Below are 15,200 nucleotides of genomic sequence, written 5' to 3' on the forward strand. Positions count from 1 at the left end.
GGCCTTACTTGGTCAGGACAAACCCCTTGAGCTTGGCAAACGCGCCGTCCACCAGCGCCTTTTGCTGTTCCTGGTGCAGATGCGAGTAACCCACGGCAGGCGACGCCGATGCCGCGCGGCCGGAGTAGCCCAGCTTCTGGCCTTCGAGCATGTTCTCGTGGATGTTGTGCTGGATGAAGAACCAGGCGCCCTGGTTCTGCGGCTCGTCCTGGCACCACACCACGTCGGTGGCATGGGGGTAGCGCTTGAGTTCGGCGGCAAACGCCTTGTGCGGGAAGGGATAGAGCTGTTCCACGCGGATGATGGCCACGTCATCGTCTTCGCGCTCGGTGCGCTTCTTCACGAGGTCGTAGTACACCTTGCCCGAGCAGGCGATCACGCGCTTGACCTTGGCGGCCTTCTTCACGATGGCTTCGTCCTGCTCCGGGATCACCGTCTGGAAGCTGCCCTTGGTGAATTCGGACAGCGGCGAGGTGGCATCCTTGTTGCGCAGCAGCGACTTGGGCGTCATGATGATCAGCGGCTTGCGAAGATCACGCACCATCTGGCGGCGCAGCACGTGGAAGATCTGGCTGGCCGTGGTCGGCTGCACCACCTGCATGTTGGCGTCGGCCGACAGCTGCATGAAACGCTCCAGGCGTGCCGAGCTGTGCTCCGGGCCCTGGCCTTCGTAGCCGTGCGGCAGCATCAGCGTGATGCCGTTCACGCGGCCCCACTTCACTTCGCCGGAGGCGATGAACTGGTCGATCACGACCTGCGCACCGTTGGCGAAGTCGCCGAACTGGGCTTCCCAGATCACGAGCGTGTTGGGGTCGTTGGACGCGTAGCCATACTCGAAGCCCAGCACCGCCTCTTCGGACAGGATGGAGTCGATCACGACGAACGGAGCCTGGTTCTCGGCCACGTTCTGCAGGGGCGTATAGGTGCCGATGTCCCACTTCTCGCGCTTCTGGTCATGGATGACCGAGTGGCGGTGCGTGAAGGTGCCGCGGCCGCAGTCCTCGCCGGACAGGCGCACGGGATAGCCGCTGGCCACGAGCGAGGCGAACGCCATGTGCTCGCCCATGCCCCAGTCCACGGGGATCTCGCCACGGCCCATGGCGGCGCGGTCGTCGTACACCTTCTTGACCAGCTGGTGCGGCGTCACGCTTTCAGGGATGGTGGTGATCTTCTCGGCCAGGCGCTTCCACTCGGCCAGGGGAATGGCGGTGTCGCCAGCGTCCGTCCACTTCTTGCCCAGGAACGGGCTCCAGTCCACGGCGTACTTGCTCTTGAAATTGGTCAGCACCGGGTCGACCGTGTGCTTGCCCGCATCCATGGCGGCACGGTAGGCCTTGACCATGTCGTCGCCCAGGGTTTCGCCCAGGCCCTGCGTGGCCAGCTTGTCGGCGTACAGCTTGCGCGTGCCGGGGTGCTGGCCGATCTTCTTGTACATGAGCGGCTGGGTCAGCGCAGGCGTGTCCTGCTCGTTGTGGCCCAGCTTGCGGAAGCAGATGATGTCCACGACCACGTCCTTCTGGAACTCCATGCGGAATTCGAGGGCGAGCTGGGTGGCCAGCACCACGGCTTCGGGATCGTCGCCGTTCACGTGCAGCACGGGCGACTCGACCATCTTCACGATGTCGGTGCAGTACAGCGTGGAGCGTGCGTCGCGCGGGTCGGAGGTGGTGAACCCGATCTGGTTGTTGATGATGATGTGCACCGTGCCGCCCGTGGAATAACCACGGGTCTGCGCCAGCGCCAGCGTTTCCTGGTTCACGCCCTGGCCGGCAAAGGCCGCGTCGCCGTGCACCAGCACGGGCAGCACCTGCTTGCCATGGGGGTCGGCGCGGCGGTCCATGCGGGCACGCACGGAGCCTTCGACCACGGGGTTCACGATTTCCAGGTGCGACGGATTGAACGCCAGCGACAGGTGGACCGGGCCGCCGGGGGTGGTCACGTCGGAGCTGAAGCCCTGGTGGTATTTCACGTCGCCCGATGGCAGGTCTTCGGGGGCGGTGTGGTCGAATTCGGCGAACAGGTCCGCAGGCATCTTGCCCAGGGAGTTGACCAGCACGTTCAGGCGGCCGCGGTGGGCCATGCCGATCACGATTTCCTGCACGCCCTTGGCGCCGGCGGACTGGATCAGTTCGTCCATGGCGGCAATGAAGCTTTCGCCCCCTTCGAGGGAGAAACGCTTCTGGCCGACGTATTTGGTGTGGAGAAAGCGCTCCAGGCCTTCGGCCGCGGTCAGGCGGTCGAGGATGTGCTTTTTCTTGTCCGCGCCAAAGCTGGGCTTGCTGCGGATGGTTTCGAGCTTTTCCTGCCACCAGCGCTTCTGGTTCTGGTCGGTGGCGTACATGTACTCGGCACCGATGGAGCTGCAGTAGGTTTCACGCAGGGCGTTGATCAGCTCGCGCAGCGGCATCGACTCCTTGCCGAAGAACGTGTTGCTGGTGTTGAACACGACTTCCTGGTCGGAATCGCTGAAACCATAGAAGGAGGGTTCGAGCTCGGGGATGGCGGGGCGCTCGGTGCGCTTCAGGGGGTCCAGATCGGCCCAGCGCTGGCCCACGTTGCGGTAAGCGGCGATCAGCTGCTGGACGGCGGTGCGCTTGCGGCCCAGTTCCGAATCCGCGCCGGTGGCGACGACGACCTTGGTTCCACCCTGCTTTGCGCGCTCGGCAAAGGCATTGACCACGGGGAGATGGGGAACGTCCTTGGCATTGCTGCCGTCCACCGCGGGCACGTTTTGCAGTGCGTCAAAGTACTCGCGCCAGTTGTCTGGCACGCTGCCTGGATTGGCGAGGTAGTTCTCATACATCTCTTCGACATAGGGCGCATTGCCGCCGAAGAGGTAGGTGTTGCCTTGGTAGGCTTGATAGACGGACGTCGTATCGCTCATATTCCGCTGACCTCCGCTTTCCTTGGGAAAGCATTAGCTGGTTGAGAAACCTTCCGCGACACGGCTGAACCGATTGGCGGATGCGACTGTGGCTGGGGAAGGGCCTTGGTACGGGCGCCATTGTGCCACCGAACAGCGTGCCGCCCAACGGGAAAGGTTTTCACGAGCGGGCCGGCCACCAGCCGGAACCCGCGCTCGCGTACATTCCGGGTATCCCATTGCCACGCACCAACATGACACCACCCACCCCCCAGAACAAGGCCTTCTTGCTGTTGCTGGCCCTTGTCACCATCGCCTTCGGGGCGATCCTGTGGCAGTTTCACGGGGCCGTCTTCTGGGGTGTCATCCTGGCGATTCTCTTTGCCCCCCTGCACCGCAAGCTGCTGCGGCGCATGCCCAGGCGGCGCAATCTCGCCGCACTGTGCACCCTGGGGCTGTGCCTCATCGTGGTCATCCTGCCCATGACCGCCATCACGGTGTCGCTGGTGCAAGAGGCCACGGTGATCTATGAGCGGATGCGCTCCGGCCAGCTCAATTTCGGGCTCTATCTGCAACAGGTGATCGCCGCCCTGCCCGCCTGGGCGGCCAACCTGCTGGACCGGCTGAACCTCACAACCGTTGGCGAACTGCAACAGAAGTTCTCGTCGGTCGCCGTCCAGGCGAGCCAGTTCGTGGCCGCGCAAGCATTGAGCATCGGGCAGAACACGCTGCAGTTCCTGGTGAGCTTCGGCATCATGCTGTACCTGCTGTTTTTCCTGCTGCGCGATGGATCAAGCCTCGCGCTGCGCATCGGCCAGGCCACACCGCTGGATGACACGCACAAGCGGCAGCTGGTCAGCAAATTCACCACCGTGATCCGCGCAACGGTCAAGGGCAACATCGTCGTGGCCGCGTCGCAGGGCGCCTTGGGCGGATTGATCTTCTGGATCCTAGGCATCCAGGGACCCGTGCTGTGGGGCGTTTCGATGGCATTCCTGTCGCTGCTGCCCGCCGTGGGCGCAGGACTGATCTGGGTGCCCGTGGCGATCTACTTCCTGGCCACCGGCGCTGTATGGCAAGGGGTGGTGCTGACCGCGTTCGGCATCGGGGTCATCGGCCTGGTGGACAACGTCCTTCGGCCGATTCTGGTGGGCAAGGACACCAAGATGCCTGACTACGTTGTGCTCATTTCGACCCTGGGCGGCATGGCGCTTTTTGGCCTGACAGGCTTCGTGATCGGCCCTGTCATCGCCGCCCTGTTCATCGCCAGCTGGGATCTCTTCTCCCCCAGCACGACGGGATCAGCGTCGACAGAATGACATGGCGCTTGCCTGAAGAGCCAGGGCGACGGCCTGCGTGACCAAGCCATCGCCGCCTGGCGGGGTCTCCATCGGCCGACATCGTCGGGGCCCTTGTCGCAGGGGGTCACACGGAGAGGTCCAAACCGCGGGCACAGAGCTGCCCACCCCATACCCGGTCACAGGATTTCACGCGCCTCGCCCTGGGCCAGCATCGTTCGCCCCTTGTCCGTGAGCGAGAGCACCCGTGCGAATGGCACCGGGCTTTCATCATTGGACACCAGCACCGCGACAAGATCGGCCGCCCGAAGTACCCTGAGTTTGTCAATGCAGGCAGGGTCGTGGACAGTCAATGGAAGCTCGCAAGCGGCGAGTTCTTGCAGGTACTCAAATGGCATGACCAACCTCCGGTGGCGTGTGGAGGAAAAATTGTCAACGCTATGTGAACCAGTGCTTTGTAAGAAAACATCGCAAGCTGGCCACTATCGTTCGCCCAGTCCCCGCGCAGCGGGTACGGTGCCAAGGTCCATTCTTCCCAGCCGGTGCGGCTGGGCGTGCAGCAAAAACGCACTTGACCAATCTGCCGGCGCCGCGGCCTGTGTGCACGCTACCTTGCAGGCCCGAGTAATTCGGCCAGGACGCCGATGTAAGCGCTGGCCGCGGCCGAAGGCGTGCGCCCCACAAGCGTCACCAGGCTGTAGTGCGTTTGCATGTCCGTGAAGCCCACGATCCGCAACTGCACGAGAGTGTCGGTATTCGCTTTGAGTGCCGCGGCATGCGGTGCGAGGATCACCGCATCCGCGGTCAGGGCAAGGTGCTGCAGTGTGCCTTCGTCGTCGCAGGCCACGTTGAAGACAGCCCGGTCAGCCCGAGGAAACTGCCGATGGAATTGAATGGCCACTTCGGCAGGAAGGTGCGGACCGGCCATGGGATATTGCATGGCCTGCGCCAGCGTGACCTGCTTGAGCTGGCTCAGCGGATGTTTGGGCCGCACGAAGAACGAGACCGGCTGGTTGGGCAGACGCGCGATCTTCAGGCCAGGCTGCTTCTTCAGGTCTCGTGTGTCGGCCACGAACAGGTCCAGCTGTCGGTTGTACAGCCGTTCACACAGCGAATTCGCATGCGCCACTTCCACCTGCATCGTCAGCTGCGGATAACGCTGCGCCATCAGCGACAACGCCGCACGGCCCAGCGTGCCAGCCGCGAACGGGCCCAACCCGACCGCGAGGCGGCCGATTGCGAGCTCTTCGAGCTGCAGTACATCGCGCCGGATCTGCTGCGCATCGGCGATCAATTCGCGGGCGCGCGCGAGCACCAGCTCTCCAGCTTGCGTGAAGCGCACGGTGCCGTAGGCGCGGTCGACCAGGCGCGCCCGCAGACTGTCCTCGAGGGTGTCTATGCTGCGCGAAAGCGCGGGCTGCGACAAATGCACCGCCAGCGCGGCGCGGCCGAAGCTGCCGTGGTCGGCGAGGGCAACAAGGTGTTCGAGCTGTCGTAGTTGCATTTTGCGTTTTTCTTTAAATGTCAGCACGTATTTTGCATTTGCCAACGATTTGAATGCTCTCGAGAATGGGTCGCTCGCTTGTTCCTCGTTCACATAAGCAGACAACCATGCCCCGTTCTTCCCTCCTTCCCATTGCCTTCGCCGCCTGGGCCTGCATGCTGGCCACCGCGCCGGTCCTGGCGCAGACCGCACCCAAGGCGCCCGAGCCCGCCACGCTGAAGGCCAATGCAGAGATGGCGAAGGCGCTGCCTTTCGCCGATCGCCAGGATTTCGAGGATGCGATGCGCGGCTTCATCGGAACGGTGCCCGATGCGCTGGTGCCGGGTACCGGCGCGCGCCCGGTCTGGAACCTGAAGCCCTACGACTTCCTGAAGGCCGACGCGCCGGCTGACAGCGTCAACCCGAGCCTTTGGCGCCAGGCCCAGCTCAATCTCATCCACGGCCTTTTCAAGGTGGTCGACAAGGTCTATCAGGTGCGCGGCTTTGACCTCGCGAACATGACGATTGTTGAAGGCGACACCAGCCTGATCGTGATCGACCCGCTGCTTTCCGTGGAGACCGCCCGCGCCGCGCTCGATCTTTACTACCAGCACCGACCCAGGAAACCAGTGGGCACCGTCATCTACACCCACGGCCACTCCGACCACTTCGGTGGCGTCAAGGGCGTGGTCAGCGAGGCCAATGTCGCGGCCGGCAAGGTACAAGTGATCGCGCCGTCGGGCTTCATGGAGTCGGCCGTGGCCGAGAACATCCTGGCCGGCACCGCGATGAGCCGCCGTGCGCACTACCAGTTCGGCGTGTTGCTGCCCTCGGGCCCGCGCGGTCAGGTCGACGCCGGCCTGGGCAAACGTCTGGCCAGCGGCACCACCACCCTGATCGCGCCTACCAGCACTATCGAAAAAACCACGGAGGAGCGCACCATCGACGGCGTGGCCTTCGTGTTCCAGCTGGTGCCAGGTTCAGAGGCTCCAGCAGAGATGCTGATCCACCTGCCGCAACAGCGCGTGCTCAACATGGCAGAGGATGTGGCGCACACGATGCACAACCTCTACACCATCCGCGGCGCAGAGGTGCGCGACGGCAACCTGTGGGCCAAATACATTGATCGGGCACGCCTGGACTTCGGCGACAAGACCGACGTGATGATCACGCAGCACCACTGGCCGGTGACGGGGCGCGAGCGTGTCGCCGACCTGCTGAAGAAGCAGCGCGACATGTACAAGTTCATCAACGACCAGACGTTGCGCCTGCTCAACCACGGCCTGGGGCCGCAAGACATCGCCGAGCAACTGCGCATGCCCGCCAGCCTGGAGCGTGAATGGTCGGCACGCGGCTACTACGGCACACTGCGCCACAACGCCAAGGCGGTCTATCAGAAGTACCTGGGCTGGTACGACGCCAATCCGGCCAACCTGGACCCGCTACCACCCGTGCCCCATGCGAAAAAGACGGTCGAATACATGGGTGGCGCTGATGCCGTGCTGGCCCGTGCCCGCGATGACTTCAAGAAAGGCGAGTACCGCTGGGTGGCCAGCGTGATGAATCAGCTGGTGTTTGCCGATCCGGACAACAGCGCGGCGCGCCAATTGGGCGCCGACGCCCTGGAGCAGCTGGGCTATCAGTCCGAGGCCAGCACCTGGCGCAACGCCTACCTGGCGGGTGCGATGGAACTGCGCGGCGGAGTACCGAAGATCCCTGCGCGCAGCAGCAGCACCCCCGACACGCTCAAGGCGGTGAGCAACGAGCTGTACTTCGACTACCTGGCTGTGCGCCTTGATGCGGCCAAGGCCGAAGGCAAGAAGATGGTGATCAACTGGAACTTCACCGATTCCAAGCAGCAGTTCGCGCTGACGCTGGAGAACTCGGCGCTCACCCATGCCAGTGGCCAAGCCCGCAATGCAGACACAACCCTCACCCTGAGCCGTGCCACGCTGGACGCAATTACGCTCAGGCAGACCACCTTCCCCGAAGCGGTGCAGACCGGGCAGATCAAGGTCGAGGGTGACCGCGCCAAGCTTGGCGAGCTGCTGGCAATGTTCGACAGCTTCGAGACGATGTTCCCGGTGGTTGAGCCAAGGAGGTAGGCAATCTTGGATATGCCCCTGGAGGGCCCGGAGAGGACAGTTGCGGGCGCGCGGGATGGGATCGCTGAAAGCCGTCGTGGAGGATGCCTGCCGTCCGCGCCTGGCCATCGACCAAGGCGGTCCCCTCCTCGGCGAGCTACCTTAGACGAGCGGCAACGGTAGGCCGTTGTTCGGGGAACGACTCGGTTTTGCGGCTGCGCACGACGGCTCCATCTGCGCCTGACAATTTGAAAAACGCTACCGCATTGACCAACTCTGACGCTTGATTGTTCAAGCTGCTAGCCGCTGCCGCCATCTCTTCGACCAGCGCCGCATTCTGTTGGGTGGCCTGGTCCATCTGCATCACCGCTTCTCCCACCTGCGCCACGCCTTGACTCTGTTCCTCGCTGGCGGCGCTGATCTCTCCCATGAGGTCCGTCACGCGCTTGATGGCGCTGACCACTTCGGTCATCGTTGTGCCGGCCTGGTCAACCAGTGTGGCGCCCTGGCCAACCCGTGAAACGCTTTCACCAATCAGCATCTTGATTTCCTTGGCAGCCTCCGCGCTGCGCCACATCCACGCCGGACCTTTGGCGCCAGCCTGGGTCTGGAGGCACGGAGGCACGGAGGCACGGAGGCAGGATGTGCCATGAACCCCAGATCAGATGCCACTGCCAAAGAGAACATCAGGAATTCACGCTCCCGTGAACGCATCGGCACTTTGGTTATCCGTCTGCATGATCTTGCGCGACAGGATACCGATGCCGAAGTCAGCTGAGCCGGTGCCAGCATCGAGCAGGCCATCGCCAACGTCGAGGCGGCACTCAACCTGCGCATCTCCGGCTCAGTCCGCAACTTCATCCTGCGCACCGGCGACGGTGGGTTGGATCTGTTCCCGATTTCCGCAATACCCGCGGGCGAGCCACTGGGCGGGCGCGGCACCGCGCACGACGACACGTTGCATTGGCGGCAAGACGCGGGTTCACGCCACTGCTACCTCGTGGCCATTCAGTGCAATGGGGACGACAACGAGCCGTCCTGCCTGGATACATCGCGCGTGGTGGACGGCGAAAATCCCGTGGTGCACTTCTACCCCAGCTCGCACAGCGGCCATGTCGATCGCACCGGACCCAGCTTTATCGACTTCTACGAAGACTACTTCGCACCTTGCTTCGCAGATTGCGATTGACCAGCATCTCCCAGTACCGTATGCACTGCTGGCGCTGCGTGTGATGAAAGAAGTGATTTGATCTAAACCGACCTCCACCACCCTCCCAGCAAGCGCAAGCAGCCATCACATGTGAAGCAAAACCATGCCGACACCCCTCACCATCACCCCTGACGGCGTTCACCCCTTGGCGCCCCGCCTGGGCGGCGGCGCGCTGATCGGCGGCGTGGCCCACTGGCCGCACGGCCCCTCGGGCCGGCCGCTGGTGCTCGCCGCATCGCCTCGGTCTTCACCACCTACGCGCCGGGCACGTACTTCCTCGACGAGATCACCTACCACGGCGACCCGGCCGAACTGGCACTGCTGCGCCGGGGCACCACGCAAGTGCTGGTGCACAAGGCCGGCACATTGGTGCAGAGCGCGCTGGAACTGCCCCCGCACGGCATCCACGTGCAGGCCGGCGGGGACGCGCGGTCCTTCATCGGCGGTGCGCCGCAATGGCTGCAAGACGAAGACCTGGAACTCGGCGGCCTAGCCTTCGCATTGCAGATCGACGGCGGCACCCTGCCCGCGCCGCTGCGCAACCTGTTTTACCTGGCCGACGGGGTAGGCTACCTGTACCTGCCCACGCAGGCCAGCGAGAGCACCGACTGCAGCGGCATCTTCTTCGTACAGGTGACGTAAATGAAAATAGCCACCAGCGCCCGTCCACAAAGCGCAAGCAGCTATCAATACGGGAGCATAAAGAATGAAGACCATGGACAGGGCCATGGCTCCGGTGACGTGGCTTCATCCGACACCGTCAAGGCCCAGGAGCCTCACGCCCTGATCGAGGCATTGAAGCGGCTGGACAACGAGGGCTTCTTGGGCCGGCACCGCCAGGGGGCCAACGCTGCGGTTCTGTTCATCACCTCGCCCGGCTCCGATGATGCCGAAGCGATGGAGGACCAATCGGCCCGGTGGCTGAACCGACCCGAGGTCTGCGAGACCTTCCTGAAACAGCACAAGGACATGGAATGAGCCCACGACTGCCCCTTGCCGACTGGCCCGCGCTGCTGCGCTGCGCCCCGTACTTCAGCCGTGCCATCGTCGATGCGCTGCACGCATCCGGACCTGACGGCTTCGCGCCACTGGCGCGGGCGGTGTACTACTTCGACCTGTTCGACGCGCAGGTCTCCAACGGCGGCGTGGATCAATACTTCGACAACGTGGCCGCGCATCTGGACGATGCAAGCGCGGTGCCGGGCATCATCGCGGCCAATCCCGTCTATGCGTCCGTGCTGCCGCTGATCGAGGAAGTGCACGCGATCTGGAATATGGTCGCGCAGGCGTATCCGGACCAAGAAAATGATGACGATGAGGGAGAAGAAGGCTGTGACGAAGATGCCTGGGACGCCTACCAGGATCTGCTCGCCCCGCACGGGGAGCGCCTTGCAGCCATCGCCACCGAATTCTTCGCCCACCACGCTGTCCGCCAGCGGCTGGAGCAGGACATCGTGCGCCACCCACACCGCTATTTCGCCCTGGCGGCCGTGCCCGGGTTGCGTGGCAGCGGTGTCGAGCATGTGACGCTTGCAGACGGTGCGCACCGCCTGCGCTTCGTGGATGGTTTTCCCATCGGCCCCAACGTCTTCGAGAATCAGGACTGCGGTTGCGACGTGGTCTGGTTCTCGCCCGACCGCACGCTGCTGCAGTGCGAGACACAGGGCTTTGGCAATGAGCGCGGTCGCCACTGGATCCACTACCCCAGCCAGGCCAGCAACAGTTGGACCAGCGGCGAGCACTTCATGAGTGGCGCCCTGCAGTCCGTGCGCAGCGACCGGCTGGCACTGGGCCTGGGCCACCATGGCCTTCATGAGGCTTTCGACGCCCAGGGCCAGCGCGAAAGCACGCAGTTGTACTGGTACGGAGAGGAGTTGTGCAGCGAGCACTTCTACCCCTGTGGCGCACCACTGCTGCGCTGCAGGCGCCAAGACAAGGGCGAACATCAATTGCGCTACTGGCCCAGCGGCGCACTCAACACCGAAAGCATCGAGGGCCATGATGGCGCCACGCGCTACCTGCGCTGCCTGGACGCGCAGGGAAACGACCTGGCCCCCCAGGGCACGGGGCGCCTGGTCGAAATGCTGAGCCTCGATGCCGACATGCGCCAATGGCGCGAAGGCCAACTGGTGGCAGGCTTTCTGCAGGGCCCCGTGGCGCGCATGGCAAGCCAGCCCGACGGCAGCCAGCCGCGCGAAACCGAACGCACGGTCTTCAAGAATGGCCGTGTGGCCTAGCTGTTGATTCTCAGGAGGTTGTTCATGGCCGGAATGCGGCTGATGGGCGGCTGATGGTTGAGAGCGGAGTGTGGTCGACACCAGTTGTAGCCGTCAATGAATGGCTGCAATGCAGCTTGGCGCTGGGCTGAACTCTCGTAGGGTCTGGCATAGGCCCATTCGCGCAAACTGGTCTGCACGAAGCGCTCGGCCTTGCCGTTGGTCTTGGGCGTGTAGGGCCGTGTTCGGATGTGCCGGATGCCCAGTTCCTGGCAGGCTGCCCCGAAGGTGTTCTTGTAGCCCGCGCCGTTGTCGGTCATGACGCGCTCGATGCGCACGCCCAGGCTGGCGTAGTAGTCCACGGCCTGGCGCAGGAACTGCACGCAGCTCAGGGCCGTCTCATCGCCCAACACCCGGGCGAAGGAGACCCGGGAGTGATCGTCGATGGCCAGATGCACGGCGTCCCAGCCGATGCCTCGGTTGCGGTGCTGGCGCTGGCCTGTGATTCGGTGGCCCACGCCCTGGATGCGTCCCAGGCGCTTGGTGTCGATGTGCAGCAACTCGCCAGGGCTGGCCCGCTCATAGCGGCACACGGGCACGGGCGGTTGCAAGGCGCTCAAGCGGCTCAAGCCCAGGCGGGCCATGTGCCGGGCCACGGTGGACAGGCTGCGGCCGCACTCGCGGGCGATGCGCCACAACGGCAGGCGTTGTCGGCGGTGCAGTTCGAACTGGCTCACCTGTTCGGGGCGGCAAGCTGTGGGGCTGTGATGCGGTCGCGAGCTTCGATCACACAGCCCTGCTGTGCCTTCGGCCCTGAAGCGGGCCAGCCACTTGAACCCGGTGCGGCAGCTCACGCCCATGGCCTGGGCGGCCGCTGTCACGCACCAGCCTTCGTCCAATACCCTGCTGACCAGCAGGGCTCGACCCGCAGCCGTCAAGCGGGCATGCTTATGACTGTTCATCCGTCTCTCCTGACTTGAGTTGCTTGGCCTGGTAACCACAGCTTCCCAAATCCGAGACGGATGAACAACCTATTGAGACATCACACCTAGCGCTGTGCACGCCGCCTGGAGGTTCCCCCGCGGCGCGATGCCGTGGCTGTTGTCGATGTGCGGAAGCTGGCCCGCAGCGATCCAGGAACACGCCGCGGTCCTCGTGGCCACCCAAAAGACCTGGGGCGGACGTTGGTTGATTGGCAGCAGCAAGCAGCCTGAAACTGCCAGATGGCGTGCACCCGCCAACCTCAAAAGTCAACCGACACGTCAACTTCGGGTCCTGTGTGCATAGCTGGGGCCCGGCAGTGGCGCTGCCGCTGATCGGGGTTCCTGCTGGAAAGCCCGGGCAGCCTTCAGCCCTTCCTGCGTCTCACTGCTGCGATGCCCAGCATGGCCATCATTGACGCCATGGCCATCAAGGCGTACTCACTCAAGGTAGGAATGCTGGCGGCGGGGACAACTGGCGGCGGAGCCAGCCCGATGTTGATGATGATCTCGTCGCCCGAGGGCAGGAAGAGCGTTCGGGTTCCGACGGTCAGCCCCGCTCCCGCGAGGGTTGTCCCCGCGAACGTCGTTGAGTTCGAGATGGAAGCCTCAGAGATGTAGTTCTCGGGCAAATAAAGATCGGCACCGAGAATGTAGACGCCAGGCCCCATGGAACCAGTGCCGGCCTGTGGTGTGGAGGCTACGCCAGTCAAGCTTGGGAATAGCACACCGCTGAACATGTCGGCAGTCGTTTCAGTCCCAATGCAGATAGCGTTGTTGTGGATCAACCCGTGTCCTGCAGCGCACAACCCGATGGTTGTCAACGCAGACATTGAACTCGTATTGAGCGAGCCGGAGCCTGTCATCACAACATCCGCGCCCACCTGATCGATGTTGATTGTGTAAATGGCTTGGGCCGCGTTCGCCGCGGCCAAGAACGCCAAGCCGACGCAGGCACTGCGCAAGTTCATCTCCGCTCCTCCATATGAATACATATGTGTTCAAGTGTATCGAACGGTTGAATTCACTTGCTACCTATAGGGAGCTGCCATGGCGGCACGCAGCGCCAAGCCACTTCCGCCGGCAGACCTTTCTCGTTCCGACCCGCAGTGGTGTAGCTGAAAGGGTTCGGGCCGCGATCCTGATGACCGCTGACAGCCGCATTCGCCACCCGGTCTTTCTTGAATGCTTGCCATGGTACGGGGACGCTACCGGGGCGCCGGGTACCCTGCCCGACGAAACTGGGAACAGATCTGTCCACCCACTCTCTGTGATAGGTTGTTCCTAGATAGTGACCTCATACCCCGCATCCAGCGACTGCTGCACCCTGTTCTGCATGTCATAGCTGTGCGCTGACAGCGCCGTATTCACGAGGCCCGGTTGTCGTTGTAGACCCTCTGCGTGATCGTGTAAATCCTCTGCCCCTGCGCCGCTGCAATCCCCAGCGCCTTGACTGCGCTGATCCCTTGCGGACAGTCTGGCAGGCCTGCCGTGGGGTTGGGGTTTCCTTGCAGGTTGCATTGACTGGGGTCGCTGAAGAACCTCTCAGGCACCGCGTGCTCCAGTGCACTCATGTACTGCCCCCGCAGCCGGTTGTAGCTGATCCACTTTTGCGGGTCGTTGTCTTTCGCCCAGCTCAAGTTTCTGATGTGCCCGATGTCGATGTTCACTCCGGGGAAGCTCACCTTTCTCGCCACGCCCCAGGTGTACGCGGGGTGGGCACCGTATGGAACAGGCGCCGCCGCCACGAACCAACCAACATCTAGTTCAGTCGTTGACCTCTTTCTCGACCAAGGTAGATTTACTCCCCAGTCTTCTCCGCTCTGCCTCTCTCAATATCTCATTTTTATCAGGAGCCAATGGGCGCCACTCTTTTCTAAAAGATTCAAACTGCTTTCTGTCGCGCACAGACTCCCACACCAGCCTAATTAGAACAAAAATACCCTTCATTTTAATAAAATCTCCTGAATCACTTGAGCTAAATTTCGCTTAGCCCAATCAGTTGCTGGATTTTGAATAATATAAGAAATATAAGTTTGCATATAAATTCGAACCCTATCCGATGCTGGAATCAAGTCGATTCTTTGCGCCCAAATTACCGCTGCAGTCATGTTGCCCTGAACCACCAGAGTCCCAATTCTAACAAGTGCCAATTCAGCGACATAAATCACATATGCATTGACCAAGCTCGTCATAGCTGCTGCGATACCAGCCGCAATAATTGGGGCAAGTCATATCGCCAACAACACAATAGCAGCTATTAGAACTATCAATCCAAAAATAGCAGCCCCATTACTACCACCTTCAATAGAATATGCGCCAGCACCTGTTGCCGGATCTATTGCAACATACCCCGCCCCTATCCATCCACTCTCTGTGATCGGCCGTTCATGGACCGTCACCTCATATCCAGCATCCAGAGATTGTTGGATTCTGTTTTGCGTGTCATAGCTATGCGCTGACAGCGCCGTGCCCACGATGCCCGGGTTGTCGTTATAGATATCCGTAGTGATTCTGTAGATTTTTTGTCCTTTGCTTGCCGCGACACTAAGGGCTTTTACTGCTGACACGCCCTGGGGGCAGTCTGGCAATCCGGGTATTGGCGAGGACGTGGCTGACAAATTGCATATTGAAGTAGCGCTTAAAAAATGAGCTGGAACTACATGTTCCAAACCGCTCATGTACTGGCCTCTGAAACGGTTATAGGCAACCCACGCGTCAGTGTTGTTGTCTTTGGCCCAGGTGATGTTCCTGATGTGCCCGATGTCGATGTTCACCCCGGGGAAGCTCACCTTTCTCACCACGCCCCAGCTGTAGATGGGGTTGGCCACCGCATGGAACAGGCCGTAGAACAGGCCGGGGCCTCGATCATTTGGGCCTGGTTTTTTGGGAGAACCGGTTGTGGCTTTCCGCTGCCGCAAACCAGCTCCAGATCGTCGCGGTGAGCAGGTCTCCGCTGATCTGCTCACCGGTCAAGTTCTGCAGGTTGTTGGCCTGCAGTCAGTTCTTGGTGGTTTCAAGTCTGTCTTCAAGGTGCCCAGCTGCTTGGCGCTGATGCCGATGGCG

General features: G+C 62.4%; 15 protein-coding genes and 1 pseudogene. 7 read left to right on the top strand and 9 right to left on the bottom strand.

Annotated features, from left to right (window positions below; all coding sequences use genetic code 11):
• Positions 1 to 4: 4 nt before the first annotated feature.
• Positions 5 to 2,884: a 2-oxoglutarate dehydrogenase E1 component gene (locus ACAM51_RS01920; RefSeq protein WP_218294819.1), complete on the bottom strand. Its 2,880-nt coding sequence runs from the start codon at positions 2,882 to 2,884 to the stop codon at positions 5 to 7.
• 233 nt (positions 2,885 to 3,117) lie between these two features.
• Here ACAM51_RS01920 and ACAM51_RS01925 point away from each other — a divergent pair, with 233 nt between their 5' ends.
• Positions 3,118 to 4,182 carry an AI-2E family transporter gene (locus tag ACAM51_RS01925; protein ID WP_218294818.1) on the top strand — a complete coding sequence of 355 codons (1,065 nt, stop codon included), beginning with the start codon at positions 3,118 to 3,120 and terminating at the stop codon, positions 4,180 to 4,182.
• Positions 4,183 to 4,340: 158 nt separating this feature from the next.
• On the opposite strand, the gene ACAM51_RS01930 is transcribed toward ACAM51_RS01925, so the two are convergent.
• Positions 4,341 to 4,559, bottom strand: coding sequence for a hypothetical protein (locus ACAM51_RS01930; RefSeq protein WP_218294817.1), 219 nt, complete (start codon positions 4,557 to 4,559; stop codon positions 4,341 to 4,343).
• 209 nt (positions 4,560 to 4,768) lie between these two features.
• On the bottom strand, positions 4,769 to 5,758 hold the full coding sequence (locus ACAM51_RS01935; RefSeq protein ID WP_369642572.1) for a LysR family transcriptional regulator: 990 nt from the start codon (positions 5,756 to 5,758) through the stop codon (positions 4,769 to 4,771).
• 14 nt (positions 5,759 to 5,772) lie between these two features.
• Here ACAM51_RS01935 and ACAM51_RS01940 point away from each other — a divergent pair, with 14 nt between their 5' ends.
• Positions 5,773 to 7,749, top strand: a complete 1,977-nt coding sequence (locus ACAM51_RS01940) for an alkyl/aryl-sulfatase (protein WP_369642573.1) — start codon at positions 5,773 to 5,775, stop codon at positions 7,747 to 7,749.
• 220 nt (positions 7,750 to 7,969) lie between these two features.
• Here the strand turns inward: ACAM51_RS01940 and ACAM51_RS01945 are convergent.
• Positions 7,970 to 8,299 (bottom strand): annotated as a pseudogene (locus ACAM51_RS01945) (methyl-accepting chemotaxis protein); the annotation flags it as partial.
• A 78-nt stretch (positions 8,300 to 8,377) separates the two neighbouring features.
• On the opposite strand from ACAM51_RS01945, the gene ACAM51_RS01950 reads away from it, so the two are divergent.
• The 5 genes from ACAM51_RS01950 to ACAM51_RS01970 all read left to right on the top strand — a co-directional run bounded on the left by ACAM51_RS01950 (position 8,378) and on the right by ACAM51_RS01970 (position 11,175).
• The gene (locus tag ACAM51_RS01950) at positions 8,378 to 8,506 is read left to right on the top strand and encodes a hypothetical protein (RefSeq protein ID WP_255591499.1); all 129 of its coding nucleotides are present in this window, start codon (positions 8,378 to 8,380) and stop codon (positions 8,504 to 8,506) included.
• 57 nt (positions 8,507 to 8,563) lie between these two features.
• Positions 8,564 to 8,917, top strand: a complete 354-nt coding sequence (locus tag ACAM51_RS01955; RefSeq protein ID WP_369643911.1) for a hypothetical protein — start codon at positions 8,564 to 8,566, stop codon at positions 8,915 to 8,917.
• Between the two features lie 369 nt (positions 8,918 to 9,286).
• Positions 9,287 to 9,580, top strand: coding sequence for a hypothetical protein (locus ACAM51_RS01960; RefSeq protein WP_369642574.1), 294 nt, complete (start codon positions 9,287 to 9,289; stop codon positions 9,578 to 9,580).
• Entirely contained in the window at positions 9,581 to 9,916 is a 336-nt protein-coding gene (locus tag ACAM51_RS01965; RefSeq protein ID WP_218294813.1) for a DUF4303 domain-containing protein, read from the top strand. It begins immediately after the preceding gene.
• Positions 9,913 to 11,175: a hypothetical protein gene (locus tag ACAM51_RS01970; protein ID WP_369642575.1), complete on the top strand. Its 1,263-nt coding sequence runs from the start codon at positions 9,913 to 9,915 to the stop codon at positions 11,173 to 11,175. Before ACAM51_RS01965 ends, ACAM51_RS01970 begins: the two co-directional genes overlap by 4 nt.
• Here ACAM51_RS01970 and ACAM51_RS01975 read toward each other — a convergent pair.
• From ACAM51_RS01975 to ACAM51_RS01995, 5 genes are all read right to left on the bottom strand, one after another.
• Positions 11,172 to 12,116, bottom strand: coding sequence for an IS481 family transposase (locus tag ACAM51_RS01975; protein WP_369642576.1), 945 nt, complete (start codon positions 12,114 to 12,116; stop codon positions 11,172 to 11,174). The genes ACAM51_RS01970 and ACAM51_RS01975 overlap by 4 nt on opposite strands.
• A 386-nt stretch (positions 12,117 to 12,502) precedes the next feature.
• Entirely contained in the window at positions 12,503 to 13,105 is a 603-nt protein-coding gene (locus ACAM51_RS01980; RefSeq protein WP_369642577.1) for an IPTL-CTERM sorting domain-containing protein, read from the bottom strand.
• Positions 13,106 to 13,501: 396 nt separating this feature from the next.
• Positions 13,502 to 13,804, bottom strand: coding sequence for a hypothetical protein (locus tag ACAM51_RS01985; protein WP_369642578.1), 303 nt, complete (start codon positions 13,802 to 13,804; stop codon positions 13,502 to 13,504).
• Positions 13,805 to 14,080: 276 nt separating this feature from the next.
• On the bottom strand, positions 14,081 to 14,329 hold the full coding sequence (locus ACAM51_RS01990; RefSeq protein ID WP_369642579.1) for a hypothetical protein: 249 nt from the start codon (positions 14,327 to 14,329) through the stop codon (positions 14,081 to 14,083).
• A 36-nt stretch (positions 14,330 to 14,365) separates the two neighbouring features.
• Complete coding sequence (locus tag ACAM51_RS01995; protein WP_369642580.1) at positions 14,366 to 14,965, bottom strand: hypothetical protein; 600 nt, start codon at positions 14,963 to 14,965, stop codon at positions 14,366 to 14,368.
• Positions 14,966 to 15,200: the final 235 nt, after the last annotated feature.

The sequence above is a fragment of the Acidovorax sp. A79 genome (genome assembly GCF_041154505.1).
Taxonomy (GTDB): Bacteria; Pseudomonadota; Gammaproteobacteria; order Burkholderiales; family Burkholderiaceae_C; genus Acidovorax.

Bases quoted from the DNA above. Each gene is read 5' to 3' on its own strand.
- ACAM51_RS01930 (WP_218294817.1), bottom strand. From the start codon at position 4,559: ATGCCATTTGAGTACCTGCAAGAACTCGCCGCTTGCGAGCTTCCATTG.
- ACAM51_RS01940 (WP_369642573.1), top strand. From the start codon at position 5,773: ATGCCCCGTTCTTCCCTCCTTCCCATTGCCTTCGCCGCCTGGGCCTGC.
- ACAM51_RS01970 (WP_369642575.1), top strand. From the start codon at position 9,913: ATGAGCCCACGACTGCCCCTTGCCGACTGGCCCGCGCTGCTGCGCTGC.
- ACAM51_RS01975 (WP_369642576.1), bottom strand. From the start codon at position 12,116: ATGAACAGTCATAAGCATGCCCGCTTGACGGCTGCGGGTCGAGCCCTG.
- ACAM51_RS01990 (WP_369642579.1), bottom strand. From the start codon at position 14,329: ATGACGAGCTTGGTCAATGCATATGTGATTTATGTCGCTGAATTGGCA.
- ACAM51_RS01920 (WP_218294819.1), bottom strand. From the start codon at position 2,884: ATGAGCGATACGACGTCCGTCTATCAAGCCTACCAAGGCAACACCTAC.
- ACAM51_RS01980 (WP_369642577.1), bottom strand. From the start codon at position 13,105: ATGAACTTGCGCAGTGCCTGCGTCGGCTTGGCGTTCTTGGCCGCGGCG.
- ACAM51_RS01925 (WP_218294818.1), top strand. From the start codon at position 3,118: ATGACACCACCCACCCCCCAGAACAAGGCCTTCTTGCTGTTGCTGGCC.
- ACAM51_RS01965 (WP_218294813.1), top strand. From the start codon at position 9,581: ATGAAAATAGCCACCAGCGCCCGTCCACAAAGCGCAAGCAGCTATCAA.
- ACAM51_RS01950 (WP_255591499.1), top strand. From the start codon at position 8,378: ATGAACCCCAGATCAGATGCCACTGCCAAAGAGAACATCAGGAATTCA.